Origin of the sequence: Blautia sp. MSK18_10, assembly GCF_020553185.1 — a bacterium.
Taxonomy (GTDB): Bacteria; Bacillota; Clostridia; order Lachnospirales; family Lachnospiraceae; genus Blautia_A; species Blautia_A wexlerae.
Genome location: NZ_JAJCGT010000039.1, coordinates 1 through 21,139, shown reverse-complemented (window position 1 = coordinate 21,139; position 21,139 = coordinate 1). Strand labels below are relative to the sequence as shown.

The following is a 21,139-nucleotide window of genomic DNA, read 5'->3' as shown; positions in this document are numbered from 1 at the left end:
TCGGTTCTCCTTATCCTACTACTATCTCATCTTTTATCTTTGCAAAAGTACCTTCTTTGATACCCTGTACATTCATAATATCCTCTATCGCAGCAAATGGCCCGTTCTCTTCTCTGTAGGCAATGATCGCCTGCGCACGTGTTGCACCGATCCCCGTCAGCGTAGTAAGCTGAGCTTCATCTGCTGTATTTATGTTGATCCTGTTATCCTGCTGAACCTGAGCGGTCATCCCTGTATTCTGTCCTGTCCCGGCACTTCCATTCATCTGTCCATCTGATGCTCCGGCCATCTCTGCAGGATCCAGCCCCTGCCGCTCCATCTCTTCCTGTGTGAGAATATAAAGCTGCTGTCCATCTGTCAGAACTCCAGCACGGTTTACACAGGTTAGAGCTGCCTCGGGAAGATATCCTCCCGCCGCCTCAATCGCCTGAAACACCCGGCTCCCGGCTGCCAGCTGAAAAACTCCCGGATTCGCAACTGCTCCGCAGACATCAACATAGATCATCTCTGGCTGTGTTTCCCCGGCTGAATTTATCTCCGTCCCATTACCTGCATCTGAACCATCTGATTCTGCCTGTTTTTTCCGGGACTCTGCAGAACTGCCATCATCATTCTGTCGGTCATCTGTATCTTTCTTCGACTTCTGTCCTGATGTTTTCTCTTCTGATGACTCCGCATCCACCTCTGCCTTTGCTTCCTGCAATCCATCTATCAGAAACTGTGCCTCTGTGCTCTTACATCCTGTCAGTCCTGTAAGAAACAAAGTTCCACATAATATCAGTGTCACAGTATAACAACACCTGTTTTTTATTTTTGTCATAAGGGTCCTCCTCTTATTTCTCAGAGTAAGAGTCCCCCTGTCCATAATGCCACCCTTATTGTAACGAAATCTTAATGATTTTACAATAGTAAACTCTTATTTTTGCCACTTAAATATAACAATTCCGGAAATCGCGATCAGCAATCCTAGGATTTTGCGCCATTCAAAGGGTTCTTTATCTACCCCAAACAATCCAAATAATTCAATTACATAAGCAACTGCCAGCTGCGAAATAACGATCAGCATTGCTGCCTTTGCCGGTCCAAGTGCTCCCATACTCTGGATTACTGTAATTGTAATAAACGCTCCGATCACACCACCAAGGAGTGTATATTTATTGTCCACTTGCCAGAGTGCAGCTACACTTTCCCGTCCTGTGAAAAGCCAGGCCAGAACACAGACTACAAAAGCTGACAGCTGCACCCAGCCGGTTGATACCCAGAGACTGGTCTGCTTTGTCACCTCCGTGTTAAAAACACCCTGAATACTCATCAGTGCCCCTGAAATCAATGCCACTATAAATCCCCACATAAATCTGCCCTCCTGGATAATATGATCATTCTGCTTACTCCGGTAATCATTCTTATGTCGAAAAGAGGCACCGCTGTTTAGCAGTACCTCTTTTATTCTTTATTATTAGTTTATTCATTCCGCGCAAAATCATGCACACAGTATAAATCCTGTTTTTATTTTTCTTTCATATAATCCATACAGTTTCTCACATTCCATGCATATCCATCCTGCTTCGCCTGTATATAGCGGATATTTTCCCATAAGAAAAAGATACATACCAAGATACCCGTCTTCGGAATCAGCCTTTTCTTTATAAATAAGTTTCCCACTCTCTTTCCTGTAGATTCCCATTTTCCCATCTGTTTCCAGCAAAATCCCGGTATGCCAGTCCAGATATCTGCCAACAGCTTTTTTCTCTGTTTCAGTCATGGGGCAATTCTTTATTTCTGGCCTCACTCATCCTTCTGTAAATCTCCGGCTCTGTAAGAAGCCTCCTGCATTCTCTGTAAATATCCTCCATCTTCGTGCCTGCAAGCTTTAAGGTTCCGGCTTCCACACCTTCCGGACGTTCTGTTGTATCTCTCATGACCAGTACAGGTTTTCCCAGTGCAGGAGCTTCTTCCTGGATTCCGCCACTGTCTGTCATGATCAGATAACTGGCTTTCATCAGATTATGGAATTCTACCACATCTAACGGTTCGATCAGATGTATTATCTCACATCCACCGAATTCCTCATCTGCAATTTTTCTGACCTGCGGATTCAAATGTACAGGATAAATAACCTTCACATCTGTAAATTCCTCCACGATCCTGCGTATAGCCCGGAACATATCACGCATGGGTTCTCCCAGATTCTCCCTTTTGTGTGCTGTCACAGCAATCAGTCTGCTGCCTTTTGCCCATTCTATCTCCGGATGATAAAAATCATTTCTCACCGTATAGTGCAAAGCATCAATTCCTGTATTTCCTGTGATAAAAATCTGCGCCATAGCCTTGGCAGGCCATTGCGCAGCGATTTGGTGCAATCCAATTTATAACATTTCACTTCCAGAACAAAAAATTATTTTCTAATAGTAATTTCATCAAAAACACTCATATCCGTGGTACGCACAGTTTTGATTGTAAGTGTCTTTCCCTGTATTGTAATAGCAGAAATCAGAGGTGTTTTTTCTGTTTCTCCATCATAAAAGGCAATATAGCCTTTTTTTCCACTCTCCTTCTCATAAAACTTGCTTCCAGTAGAAGATGTTCCGGACAGATATAGCGTTTCCCCCTGTTTTTTTAGTCCGGACGCATTTCCGGTGGACTTCATTCCTTTCATTAGGTATGTTCTCGCATACAGATGATCATGACCGGACAATACAAGGTCTACGTCCAATTCAGAAAATGCCTCGTTATACACTTTTCGGAGATTCAGTATTTTTTCCTCATCTGAATGCGGTCCTGCGCTAAACATTGAATAATGCATAGTAACAATAATCCATTCCGGATTTGTATTTTGAATCGCCTTTTTTAAATATTCTATCTGAGTTGCGTAACTGCCGCTGTTTGAATTCAATGCGAAAAACAGAACTCCGTCACGGGCAAAATAGTAGTTCGCATCATCCCATACACCTGGAGGCATAAACTGCTCTTCATAAATCTCCTTTACGGTGTCATGATTCCCTTTGTTTACCGCCACTGGTATATTTTTCAGTTCATCCGGACTTCTAAATTCATAGTATTCTTCTATTGCTATATCCGTTTTCGAACTGTCACTTTGGTCGCCTGCCGATATCAGAAATTCTGCATTCGGCAGAATGTGCTTTCCCACCTCCAGCGTCCTCTTCCACGCTTCTCCATCCTGCTGTACGCTTTCGCCGGCACCAATCTGAGGATCTCCGACAAATAAAAACTTTACTCCCTCTCCCTGTTTTGCAGTCGTAAAATTAAAAACTTCTGAATGTGCACCATTTTTTCTGTTACATAATCGATAGCTGTAAGTTTCACCAGCTCGAAGATTCGATAATCTTGCCTTATAACAATACTGCCCTTCTATCTCAACTCGTTCCATTTCCAACTCTGTATAATTGTAGAAGTCATCTACTTTTCTACAGTATTGTACATTATAACCTCCTTTTTGAGGCGTAAGCCAATTAACCAGCATCTGGTTGTTTGTATCACCCGGCTGAAGGATAAGACCATCGGCATCCAGTATTTCCACTTCATTCCATTCCGGCGTTCCTTTAAACTCCTTAAAGTCAAAATAGACATCAGAGCTGTCTTCATGTATCTGATGAACCTCAACTGCAATGCAGTTTGTTCCGTTTTTTAGTGCAGTAGTATTTTCTACTGAAAAAACCCTGTTCCAAGATGTTTCTACTCCCTCTTTCGCTCCATACCCGGTTCCTGGGTCATAACCTTCTGTCGGTTCATTATCTTTGTATATTTCTTTTCCATTCAGATATATGATTACAGAATCATCAAACTGTATTTCTCCTGAAAGCTGAAATATCTCTCTGGCATCGTCCACCTCAAATTCTGTTCTAAAATAATATACTGGCAAAGCCTTCTTTTTAGCAGAATAATAGTTCAGCAGATTCGAGGGATATTTTCCTCCCACACGATCATTCAGTTCTCCATAATAACTCCCAAAACTTCCCTTGGCCTCTTTCCAGTCTTCTGTCAGATATCCAGCTTCGTTCCAGCGTTTTCCGTTGCTATCAATCGACGGTTCTCCTTCCGTATCCTTATACTGCCAATATGTTATACCGGTTTCTACATAATGAAATTTTTCATCTCCTTGAATTTCCAATAGTTCATCTTCAAGTATATTTTCATCAGCATAACGGTTCTGAACGAAAGCAATACCCATTACTGCCACCAAAATAAAAAACGCAAAAGTTGTTCCTACTGCCAGTTTAAATTTCTCGTATTTCTTGTTCATACCGTGTCCTTCATTTCCATCTTTCATATAACCTTCTCCACCGATATCATACTATTCTCTATTAAGCTTCTTTCTTTCAAGAGTTCCCCATGTATCTTTGTATTTCCGATACCCGATCAGCGCGTTCATCCTCACAATCATAAGAATAAATCGCAGTCCTATCAGTTCAAATCCACTTAAAAGTATAGCTTTCAACACATCCTTCCATGATATGCGCATTTTTCTCATATACAGTCGACTGAAAAATGATATAAGCGTAAGAATGCACCCAAATGCTGCATATACCAAAAAAAACAATATCATAAAAGGTTCGTTAACCAGATTTACCACATATGAAAGGATAATCGTCAGTATTCCAAAGACTTCAATATACGGCGAAAGCAGTTCATAAATCCAAAAATATAGAAACGAAACCGCCCCTAAAAGTCCGTACTCTTTTTTCCCTACTGCATTTTTATACTTTGTCAGACTTTCAAAAAGCCCGATATGCCATCGTCTCCTTTGTTTTATCAAATCTTTGAGATTTCTCGGTACCTGGCTCCAGCAGATTGCGTCTGGCGCATACTGTATAGAATAATCAATATGATTTGATCTGCAGAAAACATGAAGCTTCACAACAAGTTCCATATCCTCTCCCATTGTGGAATCGTCATATCCACCTGCAAGAAGAACTGTTTCTTTTTTAAATATGCCAAATGCCCCTGATATAATCAGGTTTCCGTTATAGCGGTTCATAAAGATTCTGGAAGCAAGAAACGAACGCTCATATTCAAGCACCTGCATTGCTACGATCAACTTTTTAGGCATACTATAGTCACTTACTTCGCCTTTTACTAATCGGATACCATTAGATACAGCAATCTGCCCGCCACAGGCTACTACTTTATCATCTTCCAGTATCGGTTTTGCGATTTCATAAAGAGAATTACGTTGCAACATCGAATCCGCATCCATACAAATAAAATATGGATAATTTGATATATTAATTCCCATATTCAGGCTGTCTGCCTTACCTCCATTTTCTTTTTGAACCAAAGTAATGGAAATCCCATTATAGACTGTTTCATAAATTGCCTGCTCCTTCTTGCAGTGAACTCTTTTTCTGATGGGCCTATTTATTCTTTTCATGTGGAAAGAATCCACCAGATATTCTACTGTTCGATCTGTTGATCCATCATCTACAACGATAATTTCATAAAGTTTATAATCCTGTTCCAAAAGTGAAAAAACCGTATCTACAACTGTCATTTCTTCGTTGTGTGCAGGAACAATTATACTGATGGGAATATAAAAATCATGACGGAGTGTTCCTTTCATCTTTTCGTCCATTCGTTTCTCGTAAAGTTCCGATGCTCCTACAACAACTGACAAAAAAAGGAAAGTGCTATAACCAATCAAATAAATAACAAAAAAAACGTCAACAAAAAACAAAAATAGTTTAATCGCATCCATCATCTGTACTTTCCTCCGTTCCCATAAATTTATATGCCATCATTTCTTTTGCATATATATCTTTTTCGTTCTGTATGAGCTTTCCTTTTTGTTCGTGATCAATTAATTTTCCAAGAGACTGAGCACTATTATAGCGAATATACCAGTTTCGACTTTCACAGCCTTTTTTCAACGCGTCTATAGTCCTTTTCCCTGGATACGATTCAAGGGCCAGTGCACTAAGCGCAGCATATTCCCAATCTGATTCACGCCACTCCTCAACCAGACAGCACAGATATTCCCACGCCTTGTCATACTTATACTTTCGAAAATAACGAATTACTGCCAGTCGAAGCTCTCTGTCATTTTCTTCATCTTTAAGAACAATAAGTAGTCGTTCGGTAAAGTTTCCGGATATCATTCGGAAAAAGTTTACAAAACATATTTTGTAATATGTTGAATAATGAGTCCAGTTTTTCCATAATTCTTCAGCCAGCAATTCCCTGTCTCCTTGAAAAGAAAGCAAGCCATCTGTTACCATTTTTGAGCTGTGTTCTATCCGCATTCTAGTCAAAATATGATATGCTTTTATCACGTGTTCAGGCTGTCCGCCAGCATACAAGGCATAGAGTGCATTTTCGCGGCAGTAGATAGAATGATCCGATACAAGCCATTCCATCTGAAGTGCAAACGGGTCTCTGGCTCCCGGACCACACAGATGATGCTGCTCTATGATGTATGCCATAAGTGCTTTCTCCATGCCTCTTTTTTTCATATAAGCACTACTGAGCTTATAGAACAGATCTCTGTTATTTCTGACCCATTTTTCTATATCTTCCTGTTTTCCCTTCGCTTCCAGTTCTTCTACTGCCTGTTGGAATAAAATAAGTCCAGAGCTTTTGCTCAATTTTCTAGTCCAGAATTTTTCTTCTTTTTGGGATATCTTTTCGACTCCTGATGTTTCAAGCATTTCACAAAGTTTGTTCATATACTTTCTTACCATTTCAGGATCTCTTTTTCTCTTAAAAAAGTCTCTGGCGAAATAAACCAAATTAAACAATAAAAGACATATACATATGGCCATATATAAATAAATTAACAAATTTACTTGAAATACCATGAAAACTATCGCCCTTTCATATATTAACCACCCTTTAGGATTTAATCCTTATCCTTCCACAATTCCTGCAGATCGTAATATCCTTGTTTTAATCGTTCATGCCATGTGGGATTTGTGCCCCATCCTTTCAATTCAACCGTTCCCATTTTAATAGGAAACTGCACATTTGCATCTGTCCCTACACCGGCATACATCTCTGAAATTTCTATTCCTTCTATTCCATAATTTTCATAGTAATCATCATGGATCACCATCTCCGAAGGATTATAGAAGTTCAACAAAGACCATGGTAATCTGATCTCAATCTCATCCCCATTTACAATAAAATCAGATAATGAGTTGAAATCCGCCGAATCCGGATTCCCATTTCCATACGTAAGTGTTCCTGTATCAAAAGTTTCTGCACTTTCAAACCCTTCAGGGGTGATTTCAAAACTTGGATCATTTGCAACCTGCAGCATCAGATGTATCGGAACAAATTTTCCAGTATCTTTTTCAGGGACATTTAGATATGCGTCTTCACCATAAACTCTCTGAGAATACATCGCTCTTAGCGCTTCATATCTTTCCTGTACAAGAATTTTGGTATCCTCCCGCCCCGAAATAATCAGTACAAAATCCGCCTCTTGTTCAAATAGCGGCGCTATACCGTCGCATGCTGTGCTTCCTGATTTTGGTGTCGTATCAATCGGAACATAAAGTGTTTCATTTCCAAAGTGAAAATCATCTTTGTGAACTCTGAAATAAACATATTTTTCATCATACTTGCAACTAAGCGACATGGTATCCGTCTCCATCACTATATCTGTTTCTTCCCATTCCGAAACATCTCCGTCAACATAGCAGACACTCTCTACTTCACCCGGATCAAAAGACAGAATACCAAAATACTGTTCATTCGTCTGATAGTCACTCCAGTAACACGTCTTTGTCAAATCCGTATAAGCCATAGTGTTCCACGTTCGCTTGAACCATTCATCCTGCCAAGTAAACGCTACAGATCCTGCGCACCCTGATGCCATGATATCCTTGTAGCACTGTACTAGTGCTTTTCCTTGTTCCTCCTCGCTCATCCCACCTTGTGAACGCCCTGTATTTCGATCCGACTGCGCTCTTCCTCTCGATGAAGGAACTCCATATTCCGAGATAATAACCGGCATGGTATGATGTGCGTTTATTGCAGTCAGATATGCCCTATATGAGTTAAACGTCCCGTCTTCGTCTGTAAATTCTTCTCTGCTTTCAATCTTCATTCCCAGAACATCCATGAATCCGAGATAATCCGGGAAATACGGATAGATATGGTAAGACGCAAACTGTCCTGATAGAAACTCATCTGTCGTTTTTATATGCTCTACATCCACCTGTTCAAATTTTCTAAAATACCATTCTACAGTCTGATTCCACTCAAGCGGATCTGTTGTTGGCCAGTTAGAAAAAGCAATCAGACGCTGACTTGAATATTTTTCCGTTTCGTATTCTATAATTTTATCCCCTACCTGCGCAAGCATTGTTTCAAAAGGCGTTGCTTCTTCTGTCGTGCGCATATATTTCCCCTCATACGAATCCCTTTCCTCCTGCATATGATCCGTAAAAGCAACTGTTGTATCTTCCCACTCCACACCTAGGATATATCCCAACACCCATGGAGAAATATCTTTTGTATAACTCCCGCTCCCAAGATCTTCTCCTAGTGAAAACCTCTTATTTCCATGTATCATATCCACCAGAATCCTGGAATCCCTCAGAAACTCATTAAGAAAATCTTTGCTGTAAGCATCTCTGTGTGAGTAAAGAACATAATCATCGATCCATACTCCATGGATAATATAAAGTGGATCGGGATTATCATGATTAAATTCCCAGACAGCATCATAAAAATCATCCTGTAACAGGGTGTACACCCTCACACAGTTGGCTCCCATATCCTTAATCATCCGGAACCATCTCAGATAGGTTTCCTTATCAATAGCATAATCCGTGGCAAAATGACCTGGAATTCCCACTCCCATATCAACACCGCGTATTTCAAATGGTTCCATTCCGTTCCCAGTATCTACAAGAATCTCCTTGTCTGAAACTGTTGTAAACGTTTTAACCTCTTTATTCATGTTAAAACTAAGGGTACTCCCTATCCTGTCAGAAACAAACATCCAGCAGGTCACCGCTATAATGACTGCTGTACATGCTATAATAAACTTTTTCATATGTATCTCCTGTAATCTTAAACAGCTCATCTTTTTCCGTTAAAACTGATCAGTGGTTAAATTTTTTAACGGCAGATTCATGACAGTATTGTTTTAATACCTCAATATTCTCATCCAACCACTCCAACCTCCCGATCAGCTCATCCGTCATCTGACCCACAGCCTCCTCGTAGCTTTCCGGATTTCTTTCATCTGGATGAAGCTTGTTTCGACTGTCGAGATTCTCGGAATTAAAGCTATATCCCCATACAGCATAATTCCGGTCCACAGCTTCTCCCTGATATTCCGTTACATCCTGTATATACTGCAAAATATTTTCATTGCTTAATATTCCCTGTCGGAATTCCCTATATCTATCAATAATTAAATTGATATAGTTCTCATCTTTTATCATCATCCAGAACCATGGTGCCTGTACAGAAACAAACTGTCGTATATGAAAGTCATCTTCGTTGTCCGTACTTATATTGCCGAGATCATTGTTAAAATCCCATACACATGGCTTGATTTTTCCATTTACATCTTTATAAAAATAAGTAGACAGATTCCCCGTATCATGCTGAAGAAATACTTCTGCAATAATAAAATAGTCAGCAAATTCTTCAATATCGACATAATTATTAAATCCATAAGCAAGCGTATCGTAATCATAAGAATATAACGCTTTTTCAAATTTGCTAAGATCTTTTTCAATGTAGTCCTTGATTGCAGGTGTAATCTGCTCTTCTCCCGGATAAACAAGATCAAAAAATGAATCTTTTCTAAGTACAGATACATATTTTGTAAAATTATTCAGTGCAGATACCGGAAGACTTGTAGCATTATCAATTTCTACAATGTAGCCTGTAACATTTTTCGTTAAGTTTGGGCGCGCTATATCCACTCTTCCTTTACCCCTGCTGATAGTTTCCATCATCACATAAACTCCCTGATACGCCCCGTTCAGAATCACCTCACAAAATCTGACATCTGGTGCAAAATCCATAAGCTCACCAGAAAAATTCATAGCTATATAATTACGCATCAGAGTTTTATCTAAAAATGGGCCGTGGAGTGCCCAGTCATGTGCCGCCTCCATACCCATTATCCTTCTATCCTGCTCAGTACCATCTCCATCTACTGTCGTAACAGCGTAAGATTTTTTATCAAACCATCTCGAGGTATTTCCCCGGACTCTTATTCTTATACTTGTACTAACTGCGGGTTTGTCATTGACCGTATTATATGTATCCAGATTGTCAATAATCTGCATCGTTGCGGCAAGTTCACTTTCTCCTTCTGACGTAGTCGTATATTTTCTATGTGAATATCCTTCTTCATAATATGGCACTCCAGGAATTTCTTCAGAGGTTTCTATTTTAACCACGGGCAAATGCGTTTTTAATTTTTCTATGTCTACTGCCTCGCTGTTATACTGAGATTCTGATATTTGTTCCGCATTTATGGCTTCCTGTACATCCGGGATTGTATCTTCTACTGAAAGATATTCTTTATGTTGATGTGTTCTGTATTTTTTCCCTCCCAGTTCTGTCTGAGTCCAAAACGTACCGATTACTGTAAGTGCTGCTATAATCAGTACCCAATATTTGTTTTTCAAAATATTCCTCCTTTGACTGTTTCAAGAATGACACACTAACACTATTAGTTACTAATATCATCATCCTGAGCAACTACATTCACATATTCCACGTGTTCAATCTCATATAGGCAGTCCGCAATACTCTCTGCGCGGTTGCTTGCTTTCTCAAATATTTTCAGCGGAATCTCATAAATCAGTTCTACTGTCTGTTCGGTGGTATTTTCAACTCGCAGATCAATTCTCCGTGAAAAATATTCACTAACAACAGACATAATTCTTTTATCCGTACTTCTTGCTCCCCGAACAATCAAAAGCATACGACTTTCATTCTTAATTCTGCCAAGAACGAGAAGTATCAGAAATACAATTGCACTACCGATTCCCGCTGTTATGTAATCTCCAACTCCACATGTAAGACCAACTACTACTGTCCAGAAAATATATACCGTATCTCTCGAATCCTTGATAGCCGTCCTAAAACGGACAATTGACAAAGCACCTACCATACCGAGCGATAACGCCACGTTATTACCGATTGCCGTCATAACTACTGTTGTCAGAACAGCAAGTACAACGAGACTTGTATTAAACTTCCGACTGTATATTGTACCTGTATGTGACATATAGTATGAAAGATAAATCACAAATCCCAACGCCGCAGCAACAAGAATTTGTGTTAATATTTCTGTCATACTTAAAACTTCTACCTGCTGAATTAATTCATTTAAAAAACTTCTCATTTAACTCTCTCCTCCTTAAAATCTAAAAACTGCCTGACGGGCAAGTGCATATTTACTGACTGCCGTCTCACTTTTATTACTGATTTGCAAAATATTTTTTATATAAGCCAACAGAAAATTGTTATATTTCACCTCCATTACTACACACCCTGGATGTATAACTGGAAAACAGCCTGCATATTCTTCCAAAAATCTTCCAGTTAATTTTGACGCTGATATATTGCTGTCAAAGGTAATCCTTGTGTCATTTTCTTTGAAAACAAACGCCATTCTCTTATATTCAACAATGACTTTCGGTATATAACAATTCGTCTTAAGAACACCATAACATTCCGTTGCGAAAGGATCACTATATTCAAGAAGTACTTCATAATGTCCCTTCATTAATTCTTCAGCATGTTCTCTGGAAATAGTCAGGGAACGCTTCAACTGATTACTTCCCTGTTTTTGTTTCATCTCTAAAAGTGCTGTCCTACTTTGAGGACTGTAAATCCGCAGACGCATTTTCCTGCGACACTCAACACCCGCCAATTTTTCTTCAAAATCTTTGTTTCCCAATGTATCGAAGTACAGGGAACGTACCATATATCCATCCTTACCGTTATGAGAATCTTCTTTAAATAGTTCAGCAAACTGACGGCTAAAACGATAATACTGTTCCCCGCTTATTAGAAATTTTCTTTCCTGACGAAACACCTTTTTAATCTGCATTCTTTTCCTCCAACATCTCTCTTACGGGTCTGCTCCAATGATAATCTCTGGTCACATTTATATTTTTATATTCCTTCTGAAGTTTCTCCCAAGTCTCTTTTGCATTGTCGATTCCCTTATTCCGATAAGTTTTATTTTCTGTAAGACCATGCTTTCCAACCTCCTGAAACTCCAATATGCAATGTAACTCCTTTCCGTATTTTTCAGAAAGCGCAGCCTCTGTTCTGATTGCCTCGATTTCATTACCGCAGCTATAATTCATAACCGCTACTTCATCACAAGTCTCTTTTATTAGTTCTTCAAGCCCTGACGTCAATCCCTGATTGTCATAATGCCGTGGTATACAAATCGCTGTACGGAGATGATTTTTTTGAGCGAATTTATATCCTTTTTTCATACAGCTTATATATCTGTCCATATACTCTTCCGGATTCTCTTTCCAGGAATCCGATATATACGGTTCTATATCCAACATAACTCCGTCAAACTTCTCTTTTTCTGAAGATTGTACATTATACTGAACGATTTTTTCCAGATGTGCCAACAGCGTTGCTCCATCCTCTTCATATCCCCATTCTACAGCGCCAAGGAGTGCATACACTTCTATCTTCCTATTGTGTAAGGCTTTTACAAATTTTCCTGTAGCCTCCACTTCTGTCATTCCATTTGTCTCCTGATACCACTTGGTAATTCCAAGCTCTTTTGCAAGGTAAAGTGCCTCCTCCGGTTCACAAACAGCTTCCTCTGACCACTCGAACATTCCTGTTTCCTGATATACCTTGTCCTGTTCTTTTCCTTTTCTGACACAGCCGGATACTGTCAACATAAATATAAAAATATATACTACAGTAGCCGTTCTTCTCTTGTTTTGTTTCACTCTATCGCATCCTCCCTACATTATTCACGAATCATTTTTACCTATAGAAGGCTTGATTTCGCTACAATCGTCTACCAGATAGAGACCAATACCAAAACAATGCTCAAAATCAAGCTGACTTTTGCTTTCAGAACTTTCTGCATTGACAAATTTCCTTTCCCTTTTGAGATATTTTCTTATATATTATCATCGAAAGTAGCTTTCCCAAAATCAATAGAATTTGCGCGAGTGGACATTTTTCTGCGCGAATGGACATTATAGCGATTGACACTTGTTCTCTTTCGGGGTACGCTTATAAAAAAGAATCCATCTGGTCAGATCATCGATCTGAGTCCACATAAGCAGAAAACCAAGCAGGAGCAGTATGACAATATACAGAATACATTTCTTTTTATCTGCCTCAATGGTGTAATCAATTACTTTCTTTTCTTTCATAGACTCCTCCTTTTGTCTCGCCTCGCTACGTAACTCTACATCGAAGTCTCTCAGAAATTTTTCACATCTCCTCCCCGTAGATTACAGCACTGCAGCCCTTCTGCTTTTTGCTCTGATACATTGCCCTGTCAGCCTTTCTGTATAACTGATCAAAAGAAACCTCTTCATATCCATCATAAAAACACGCACCCAGACTTATTTCTATGTTCTTCCCCTGCATCTCTATGATATCTATCTGTCGGATATTTTCAAAAAATCTCTCAAAAAATTTCTCTGCTACCCTTTGTTCCAGCATTCCCGGTATAAACATGGCGAACTCATCACCTCCGAGCCGCAAAACCACATCACTGTCACGACATGTTTTCTGTAGTTTCTCCGCAACGGCTATGATCACCTTATCTCCTACAGAGTGTCCGTAATTATCATTGATGGATTTAAATTTGTCACAGTCGATCAGGCAAAGCAATCCTCCTGTTTTTTTCTTTAAAAATTCAGTAATCTTTTTTTCTCCGCTTCCACGATTACATAATCCTGTCATAAGATCTGTCTGCGCCAGATAAATCAGCCTGTTCTCACGCTTTTTTTCTTCTTCTATACACTCAATACAGAAAAGTACATGCAAAAGTTTTCCATCTTCATCGTAGTCTACAGGAATAAATCTGCTTCGGTTCCAGCCTGATATTTTATCTGTAAATTCATGTGTTATGCTGTTTTCTCCAAGAAGCCGTTCTTCCAGCGTACTGATATCTACAAACTCCAGTGATTCCTGAAGTTGTGATTCCGTACACATTTTCTCAGCGATATTCTTGATATATCCACAAAAATCATCCCTGATTTCATATTCTCCCATTTTAAAATCTTTTCCCAAATATTCCGCAATCTGATCTGTCATTTTTATAATATGATATCTTTTTGTCTGCACATCAACCAAATACATAGATGCATAGATTTTGGAAAGCGACGAATAACTGCTGAGCTTTGCCTCTTTATTTGACTTTATAAACGAATTACGCAATTTCAGAAATGAGATAAGAAGCGTTCCTATCATATCCAGAAAAGTAGTAAGTCCCCTGTAATCACTCTTTGGAGGATTATCCACACCGAAAAAACCACTTATCTCATCTTTATAACGCAAAGGACATACCACCACATTTCTCACATTCTGCGCTTTTAACATATCATATGATACGCGATGTTCTTCTTTGATATCTTCTATATCAGTGATAATGATACTTTCGCCCCTGGAAAACGTATCATACCACCACTTTATTACGTCCATATCGACATTCTGCAATCTGTCTATCTCAGGAGTTACTCCCTGTGCACACCATTCATACGTATTGTCTGTGCCATGTCTTTCTTTACAATCTTCGAAAATATATATTCTGTCAGAACCGATATGTCTGCCGAAAAAGCGGATAAATTCATTAATCTGCTCGTCAGGTGTATGGTAATTGAGTGCGGATTTAAGTGCTTCATTTATGACCAGTTCATACTTTATGATTGTCTTCATGTTGCTTTCCTCCTGAATGTCGTTCTCATTTTATTTTTTTACATTCAAGCCAGATGGAAAGACCTTCTTTTATTTTCTGCTCTTCCATTTGCTATACTCCCATTTGTTATCCTCATTATAAAAAAGTCATAAATTTTTTCAATAATTCTGTCACGAAACGACAGAAAATGACACGAATTGTAAATCCATGGTATTGTTTTGTGATATATTGTTACCGGATAAATACTCTCAAACTCCTCATACTTCATCCTCTGTCTCTTCATAATCCTCATAAGACTTAATCTCTGCATAAAGATGTGTGTCTCCTTTCACATTTTCCTCTGGCTCATGCAATTCTTTACATTCCTTATCTGTATACAAAACGTAATAAGAACTATCATCATGAAGCATGATCCATACGTGATTATCTGCAGGAACAGTGATTGCATAATCCTTTTCCAGCTCTGTGCCAGGAGCTGCAGTAACTGTTACATTACGTACATCACCTTCTGCTTTTTCTGCTTCCTCGTACTTTTCGCAGAGATCTGCTACATCCTCAGATCTGTCCACGCCGTAGGAGAATTCCATCTTCGAAGCTTCTTCTGAAGTGCCGTCCTTATGATTCAGAATCTGAGTATGTTTCAATGGTCTGTAATCATCCGAAGCAACCACATATTCCATAGAAATCCAGTCTCCCTCTGTGTAGGATTCTCCATCTCCCTGAGAATTCAATGCGCTCTGAGTAAGTTCTTCAGGTACCTTTGTCTGTATAATGATCGTATCACCATCTTCCTTCATATCCGTCACTTCTTCCTCTATGGTTTCATCTGTGTAAAAGCTTATAAGATCATCTGCATTTCCATCTGCTTCATCAATATACAGACAGGAGAGGTACTCGTCTCCTTCTTTTCCGTATTTTAATTCGCCATCTTTATAGAGCATCTGGGTAGTACCATACATATCTACATACATCACTTCAGAATCTTCATAGTCATATACCTTTGTATTCTGCAGTATATATTCACAGGTAGCTTCATAGCTTTTATGATTGCTTACAAGACTGTCTGTTTCTCCTGCTTTCATCATCTGTTCCAGTGCATTGTCTTTTGTCAGTTCAGGTAACGTATCCGATGCCTGAACACTCACACATCCTGCTCCCAGAGTTCCCATAATCAGTGCCGTCACAATAATCATTCTTTTCTTCATTTTTTAGTCTCCTTTTCTTATATTTTTTCCTTTACGATGCCAGTAAAGCAAACTTTCGGGCATATATACCGTATCAAAAGCTCTCCTCATTTTGACAGTTTTCTGAATCTATATTATTTATGTTATTTGAATTTGACTTCTCTGTCTATATTTTTGCGTGAATAGTCAAAATATGGTGTGAAAAGACCTTCATATGATTTGATTTTGCCCTCTGCCAATGGTATACTTATTTTTAATAAGTAACCTGGCCATTATCTATCTTTATGACAGGAGGGTTTTATGATAGCATTGCGTTATTTCTGCGGATTTTCTCTTCAGATTTTTCCTTATGCATTTTTCTGTTTGTATCCATTCCGGGATCGTTTCCGCCTAAGCACAAAAAAGACAATGCTCATGGCACTGTCCATTTTTATTGTAATGGTCATTCCGTTTTCTCTTATCGCACAGTTCAACATCGGCGGTGATTACAGAGAGCTGATCTGGAATGTTATCTTTTATATTGCCCTGCTACTGTTCGGAATATTTTACTGCTTTAGCATCCAGGCGAAAGCAGCAGAAAAACTATTTGTATTTTTTGTTGTAATGAGCTACGGATTCTTTGTTACAAGCACCGTTACCTTTTTGCACCGTACTTTCCGGTTTCCATCCGATTATTTTATGTATCCGCCCTTTGCACTGGCTCTCACACTTATCATAAATCTAGTTCTTGCGAAACCATTTCTCATGCTGATGGAGCGAATCCGTACTATGATCAATGCAGATCTGGAATCACGGATCTGGAAGATTCTCTGCTCCCTCCCTGCTTTGTTTATTCTGATTGCCAGCATTGCACAGTTCTCAAGCATAATAAATCTTTCCAATAATATAGTTGTCCATGTTATGTTTGTACTGTTTGCAGTATTTGCTTTCATGGTGTATGCCGTATTCTTCAGTGTCATGGGATACATCCGCAGCAAACAGGAAGAACAGCGGATTTCCGAGCGCATGCTGGAAAGCTATCGTAATCAGGCAGAAAACAATGAACATATCCTGGAAATACACCATGAAATCCGGCATCATATGAATGCCCTGTCCTCTTATCTTAATCAGGAGGACTATGCAGGCGCCAGACAGTATACACAGAAATTTACTGAAGAAGCCGAAGAGCTTCCTTTTGTCACCTACACAGCCAATGCTCTGGTCAATTCCATCCTTTCAGAATTTGCAGAACGTGCCAGCCGTTATAAAGCCATAGTGGAGTACAGTATTGTCATTGGCAGAAGTCTCAACATGGAAGATATTGATCTGTGCCGAATGTTGACAAATATATTGGAAAATGCAGTAGAAGGGTGTCAGAAGGTTTCTGAAGAACAACGGATCATCCGGCTGAATCTCCATTCAAAGGGAAATTTTCTGTTTATTAAATGTGAAAACTCCTGCAATGAGGATAACCTGAGAATCACGAATGGAAAATATAAATCCAGTAAAAAGAACAGTGACAAACACGGTTACGGTCTTAAGATCATCAATGGAATCGCCGAAAAATACAATGGTATACTGAACGTACAGGTACGTGGTGGCTTTTTTGCTGTAACAACAACGCTTTGTCTTGACGAAAATAACGATTAATAGGAGGCTTTCACTATGTACCATATTGTCATCTGTGATGATGAACCGATTTTTTTAACACAGATATCAGAAATGATCATCGATATTTTAGCGTCCATGGGAGAATCCTGCGAGATTCGAAAATATACTTCTATTTCAGAATTAAAAAATACATTGCAGAATACTCCCAAAAGCTGTGACATTCTGATTCTTGATATTATGCTGGGTGAAAACAATGGGATCAGCTTTGCAGAATGTCTCCGTGACACTGAAAACCAAATTCCCGTTATCTTCATTTCCAGCAGTAAGGAATTTGTATTCGATGCATATTCTGCTGAACCTGTAGGTTATATCCTTAAGCCGGTCAGCCGTCAAAAACTTGCAGAAGCACTAACCCGTGCAATCCGACATCTGATCCCAAAATCCATTATAATCGACACTCCGTCCAGAACTGTATCCTTTCATATCAGGGATATTACCTATATTGAAATAATCAATAAAGAACTGCAGATTCACCTTCAGGATGGTACTGTCACGAAGATATATAAGTCCCTTTCTGCAGTCCGTGAAATTCTGCCGAAAGATATCTTTGTACAATGTCACAGATGCTACATTGTTTCTCTGTATGCTGTCCGTTCAATCCGACGTTTTGAAATCACACTGAATAATCATGAAATAATCCCGGTCAGCAAATACAGCTACCGGGATGTCCAGGAACAATTACAGCAATACGCTGCAAAATGGTTTTAATTTCTCCAAACAGCTCAAAAATCATTTCATCTCTCGCAATTATCTTTTATCAGTCAATCAGCTATAAATGCAAACAGCAGAAAACGGCGGTCTTATCGACCGCCGTCCAGACTGTAAACAACCACCGTTTTAACCGGTGGTTGTTTATCAGCTCACCTTCAGATTCCCAGAACAGCAGATATCTTAATCTCTTTTTCCGTTTCACTGAGGTCAAAATCGCCGCCGTCTTCCACAGTCATATGTACCTCATACAGTACATCTTCTGTTAACATATCCGGTGTTTCACCATCTTCTGTCTGAATATGCCATTTCTCTGCCGGAACTTCTTTCAAGGTACCATCTGTACCATATGCATACAGCTTCAGAGAACCTGTTTCCCCGGAGATTCCTTTCATACGTATTGCAACGGTCGTATTCGGATGTACGTTCTCAATTGTGATCGTATTCAGCCATCCTTCCACATCTCCCTGGCCGCCGTCTGCCGCAAATTTCTCCTGGCTTAACACATTGCGCATTGCCTGATCCAGATCCACCTTGCGGTAAGGCATTTCCGGCAGATATACAAACCTGTCCTGAAGTCTCAGAAGTTCCAGATAGCCGGTCGGACAATAGAGCGCATTTCCGCTGTTTCCCGCATACATACCGATAGCCATGTTGTTGTATCCCGGTTTGTCAGAAATATCCATGGTAAATGCAGTCTCGCCTGTCTCAAAATCAAGCATGATATACTGCCACATACCGGTTTCCATATCCTGAACATATCCGTAAATATATCCTGTTGCAGTGGACAGCTTCATCATGGAAGTGTCAGACAGATCACTTCTGCACCAGATACTCTTCATCTCATATCCGTCCTCCGTCTTAACTGTATCCACACGTTCTATACCCGGCGCGATCATTTTATTGCCCTGTCTCAGCCAGCCCACATCATAAATATTCTCATAGCTTTGTATTGAGGAATCATTATCTGCTTCTCCAAGCTTCGCACTTCCTGCACCAAACCAGTTACATACGATTGTGCTTACTGTTCCCTCTCCATCATCATATACAATTGCAGAATTTTCCACAGACACCTGTGTACCTTCCGGAAGCTCATCTATAACAGGCATGCTCGCAACCTGTTCTCCTGTTTTCATATCCACCGCAATAAGATTTACCGGATCCTGATTATCTGTAAACATAACCAGATCTTTGGTCAGAGACGGGGAACATCCACCTCCCCATGCAAGACCGCCACCTGTCGTCTCATCGCCTTCTTTGCTTTCCTTAGCACCCACACTTTTATAGGAAGTTTCCCAGACTTTTTTCACACCATTATCCGCCTGGAGCAGATAACACTTCAGATTTGTCAGAATGACCGCACCCTCCTTAGATGCCGCAATACCATTCTCTGCACCCTCTCCCGGTTCCAGTTCATATACAAACACTGCATCTGACAGATCCACATCTTCTCCATTCAAGATCTTATCGATAGCTGTACGGGAAACATATCCAAAGGTTCCCTGCTGTTTTCTGTCAGGATAAATGCGGAAGCCTCCTGTTGCAAACCAGAGATTTCCCTCATAATCAAAAACTACAGATAACAGATTCTGATCCAGTGTTTTTCCAAGTGCTGCCTCTGCTGCCGCTTTAATATCAATATCCAGCACTTTCTCAAATTCCGGAAGTACATTTCCGTCTTCATCTGTTGCCTTCAGCATCAGTACATGGTTATTATTGGTCGGACACACCAGACGGTTACTCTCATCTACAAAGGAATAGGAACTCTGGATCAGATAATCTCCATTATCATGCTGTTTTGGAGAAAAATATCCCAGTGTCTGTGTTTCCTCTGCATTAATATCACGGATTGCCAGTCCACCAAGCAACGGAACTACTGCATGTCCGTAAGAATCAAAAAAGACTGCCGGGGAAGCATTGGGATTAACTTTTTCATAAGAAACATTGATCTCAGAATAAATATCAACAGGCAATACCTCATCTGTTGAATCTGTATTATAGCAGTCATGATGAATATTGGAATCACTTGCTGCCATATAAGGATTCACATCCATAACCTTCGGTGTAAGTGTCTTTATAGGCAGTTCTGATGTCTGACCTGCATTTTCCTCTGTCTGTGTTTCTTCTACCTGTGTTTCCTCTGCGCGTACCATATTTACTGACGGTTCAGATGTTGTAACTGCTATAAAAGCGATCATTGCAAGAATTAAAGCTCTTTTCTTCATAATTGTTTTCCTCCTGAGTGTTTTTGTCATATTACATTTCTGCGTTCAAACCAGATGGAGAGTCCTTCTTTTATTTTCTGCTCTTCCACAGGTTTCATAAAAAAATATTCTATCCGCATCCTGAACGCATGAAGCGAAAAATCAAGATCACTGCACCAGATGATCCCACATTTCGGATACAGGGAACGGAGATGTTCTGCTGCATTCAGCCCGGACACACCTGACAATGCAAGAAACACCACTGCCGGTACTGTTTTTCGTATCCGCCCAAAAAACTGTTCCTGATTCTGATAGATTTCAATCAATGGAAAAACTTTCTTTTCTGTACAGTAATTTCTGATGTATTCCGCACAGTTCTGTCCTTCCTGTTCCTGATCAGTCAATATGGCAATACAATACACGACATCCCTCCTCTTCCATTTGATGTACTCCCATTTGTTATCCTCATTATAAAAAAGCCAGAAATTTTTTCAATAATTCTGTCACGAAACGACAGAAAATGACACGAATTGTAAATC

General features: G+C 39.7%; 18 protein-coding genes and 1 pseudogene. 2 read left to right on the top strand and 17 right to left on the bottom strand.

Annotated elements, in window-relative coordinates; all coding sequences use genetic code 11:
- Nucleotides 1-10: 10 nt before the first annotated feature.
- The 15 genes and pseudogenes from LI074_RS13755 to LI074_RS13685 form a co-directional block, all read right to left on the bottom strand.
- Complete coding sequence (locus LI074_RS13755) at nt 11-820, bottom strand: ComEA family DNA-binding protein (RefSeq protein ID WP_242859958.1); 810 nt, start codon at nt 818-820, stop codon at nt 11-13.
- A gap of 96 nt (nt 821-916) precedes the next feature.
- A complete protein-coding gene (locus LI074_RS13750; protein ID WP_118566432.1) occupies nt 917-1,351 on the bottom strand; it encodes a DMT family transporter in 435 nt (144 codons plus the stop codon).
- Nucleotides 1,352-1,480: 129 nt separating this feature from the next.
- A complete protein-coding gene (locus tag LI074_RS13745; RefSeq protein ID WP_022380630.1) occupies nt 1,481-1,762 on the bottom strand; it encodes a hypothetical protein in 282 nt (93 codons plus the stop codon).
- Nucleotides 1,755-2,330: pseudogene (wecB, locus tag LI074_RS13740) on the bottom strand (non-hydrolyzing UDP-N-acetylglucosamine 2-epimerase); the annotation flags it as partial. The pseudogene wecB and the gene LI074_RS13745, both read right to left, overlap by 8 nt.
- A gap of 65 nt (nt 2,331-2,395) precedes the next feature.
- Nucleotides 2,396-4,288, bottom strand: coding sequence for a purple acid phosphatase family protein (locus LI074_RS13735; protein ID WP_118566433.1), 1,893 nt, complete (start codon nt 4,286-4,288; stop codon nt 2,396-2,398).
- Between the two features lie 24 nt (nt 4,289-4,312).
- Nucleotides 4,313-5,590: a glycosyltransferase family 2 protein gene (locus LI074_RS13730; protein WP_226839593.1), complete on the bottom strand. Its 1,278-nt coding sequence runs from the start codon at nt 5,588-5,590 to the stop codon at nt 4,313-4,315.
- A 109-nt stretch (nt 5,591-5,699) separates the two neighbouring features.
- The gene (locus LI074_RS13725) at nt 5,700-6,695 is read right to left on the bottom strand and encodes a HEAT repeat domain-containing protein (protein ID WP_118569047.1); all 996 of its coding nucleotides are present in this window, start codon (nt 6,693-6,695) and stop codon (nt 5,700-5,702) included.
- Nucleotides 6,696-6,853: 158 nt separating this feature from the next.
- Nucleotides 6,854-9,019, bottom strand: coding sequence for a hypothetical protein (locus tag LI074_RS13720; protein WP_055060720.1), 2,166 nt, complete (start codon nt 9,017-9,019; stop codon nt 6,854-6,856).
- A gap of 49 nt (nt 9,020-9,068) precedes the next feature.
- Entirely contained in the window at nt 9,069-10,616 is a 1,548-nt protein-coding gene (locus tag LI074_RS13715) for a CotH kinase family protein (RefSeq protein WP_055060721.1), read from the bottom strand.
- Between the two features lie 44 nt (nt 10,617-10,660).
- Nucleotides 10,661-11,338 (bottom strand): DUF4956 domain-containing protein, encoded by a 678-nt coding sequence (locus LI074_RS13710; RefSeq protein WP_025578635.1) that lies wholly within the window; start codon nt 11,336-11,338, stop codon nt 10,661-10,663.
- A 15-nt stretch (nt 11,339-11,353) separates the two neighbouring features.
- Nucleotides 11,354-12,049, bottom strand: coding sequence for a polyphosphate polymerase domain-containing protein (locus LI074_RS13705; RefSeq protein WP_179961437.1), 696 nt, complete (start codon nt 12,047-12,049; stop codon nt 11,354-11,356).
- A complete protein-coding gene (locus tag LI074_RS13700; protein ID WP_055053045.1) occupies nt 12,039-12,926 on the bottom strand; it encodes a hypothetical protein in 888 nt (295 codons plus the stop codon). The genes LI074_RS13705 and LI074_RS13700 overlap by 11 nt, the downstream gene beginning before the upstream one ends.
- A gap of 255 nt (nt 12,927-13,181) precedes the next feature.
- Entirely contained in the window at nt 13,182-13,361 is a 180-nt protein-coding gene (locus LI074_RS13695; protein WP_055060722.1) for a hypothetical protein, read from the bottom strand.
- 61 nt (nt 13,362-13,422) lie between these two features.
- Nucleotides 13,423-14,874, bottom strand: coding sequence for a sensor domain-containing diguanylate cyclase (locus LI074_RS13690; RefSeq protein ID WP_118569046.1), 1,452 nt, complete (start codon nt 14,872-14,874; stop codon nt 13,423-13,425).
- Nucleotides 14,875-15,111: 237 nt separating this feature from the next.
- Nucleotides 15,112-16,059: a hypothetical protein gene (locus tag LI074_RS13685; protein WP_055057618.1), complete on the bottom strand. Its 948-nt coding sequence runs from the start codon at nt 16,057-16,059 to the stop codon at nt 15,112-15,114.
- A gap of 279 nt (nt 16,060-16,338) precedes the next feature.
- Between LI074_RS13685 and LI074_RS13680 the strand changes: the two genes are divergently transcribed.
- Both LI074_RS13680 and LI074_RS13675 read left to right on the top strand, forming a co-directional pair.
- Nucleotides 16,339-17,667 carry a GHKL domain-containing protein gene (locus tag LI074_RS13680; RefSeq protein WP_025578627.1) on the top strand — a complete coding sequence of 443 codons (1,329 nt, stop codon included), beginning with the start codon at nt 16,339-16,341 and terminating at the stop codon, nt 17,665-17,667.
- Nucleotides 17,668-17,682: 15 nt separating this feature from the next.
- A complete protein-coding gene (locus tag LI074_RS13675; RefSeq protein WP_025578625.1) occupies nt 17,683-18,396 on the top strand; it encodes a LytR/AlgR family response regulator transcription factor in 714 nt (237 codons plus the stop codon).
- Between the two features lie 158 nt (nt 18,397-18,554).
- On the opposite strand, the gene LI074_RS13670 is transcribed toward LI074_RS13675, so the two are convergent.
- Together LI074_RS13670 and LI074_RS13665 are read right to left on the bottom strand one after the other, a co-directional pair.
- Nucleotides 18,555-20,621: a hypothetical protein gene (locus tag LI074_RS13670; protein ID WP_173698286.1), complete on the bottom strand. Its 2,067-nt coding sequence runs from the start codon at nt 20,619-20,621 to the stop codon at nt 18,555-18,557.
- 26 nt (nt 20,622-20,647) lie between these two features.
- Nucleotides 20,648-21,022: a response regulator gene (locus LI074_RS13665; protein ID WP_173698285.1), complete on the bottom strand. Its 375-nt coding sequence runs from the start codon at nt 21,020-21,022 to the stop codon at nt 20,648-20,650.
- Nucleotides 21,023-21,139: the final 117 nt, after the last annotated feature.

What these genes read in the sequence shown, in the direction of transcription:
- LI074_RS13725 (WP_118569047.1), bottom strand. Translation starts at nt 6,695, where the DNA reads ATGGTAAGAAAGTATATGAACAAACTTTGTGAAATGCTTGAAACATCA.
- LI074_RS13720 (WP_055060720.1), bottom strand. Translation starts at nt 9,019, where the DNA reads ATGAAAAAGTTTATTATAGCATGTACAGCAGTCATTATAGCGGTGACC.
- LI074_RS13705 (WP_179961437.1), bottom strand. Translation starts at nt 12,049, where the DNA reads ATGCAGATTAAAAAGGTGTTTCGTCAGGAAAGAAAATTTCTAATAAGC.
- LI074_RS13730 (WP_226839593.1), bottom strand. Translation starts at nt 5,590, where the DNA reads ATGGACGAAAAGATGAAAGGAACACTCCGTCATGATTTTTATATTCCC.
- LI074_RS13670 (WP_173698286.1), bottom strand. Translation starts at nt 20,621, where the DNA reads ATGAAGAAAAGAGCTTTAATTCTTGCAATGATCGCTTTTATAGCAGTT.
- LI074_RS13690 (WP_118569046.1), bottom strand. Translation starts at nt 14,874, where the DNA reads ATGAAGACAATCATAAAGTATGAACTGGTCATAAATGAAGCACTTAAA.
- LI074_RS13685 (WP_055057618.1), bottom strand. Translation starts at nt 16,059, where the DNA reads ATGAAGAAAAGAATGATTATTGTGACGGCACTGATTATGGGAACTCTG.
- LI074_RS13750 (WP_118566432.1), bottom strand. Translation starts at nt 1,351, where the DNA reads ATGTGGGGATTTATAGTGGCATTGATTTCAGGGGCACTGATGAGTATT.
- LI074_RS13695 (WP_055060722.1), bottom strand. Translation starts at nt 13,361, where the DNA reads ATGAAAGAAAAGAAAGTAATTGATTACACCATTGAGGCAGATAAAAAG.
- LI074_RS13735 (WP_118566433.1), bottom strand. Translation starts at nt 4,288, where the DNA reads ATGAAAGATGGAAATGAAGGACACGGTATGAACAAGAAATACGAGAAA.
- LI074_RS13755 (WP_242859958.1), bottom strand. Translation starts at nt 820, where the DNA reads ATGACAAAAATAAAAAACAGGTGTTGTTATACTGTGACACTGATATTA.
- LI074_RS13675 (WP_025578625.1), top strand. Translation starts at nt 17,683, where the DNA reads ATGTACCATATTGTCATCTGTGATGATGAACCGATTTTTTTAACACAG.
- LI074_RS13710 (WP_025578635.1), bottom strand. Translation starts at nt 11,338, where the DNA reads ATGAGAAGTTTTTTAAATGAATTAATTCAGCAGGTAGAAGTTTTAAGT.
- LI074_RS13745 (WP_022380630.1), bottom strand. Translation starts at nt 1,762, where the DNA reads ATGACTGAAACAGAGAAAAAAGCTGTTGGCAGATATCTGGACTGGCAT.
- LI074_RS13680 (WP_025578627.1), top strand. Translation starts at nt 16,339, where the DNA reads ATGATAGCATTGCGTTATTTCTGCGGATTTTCTCTTCAGATTTTTCCT.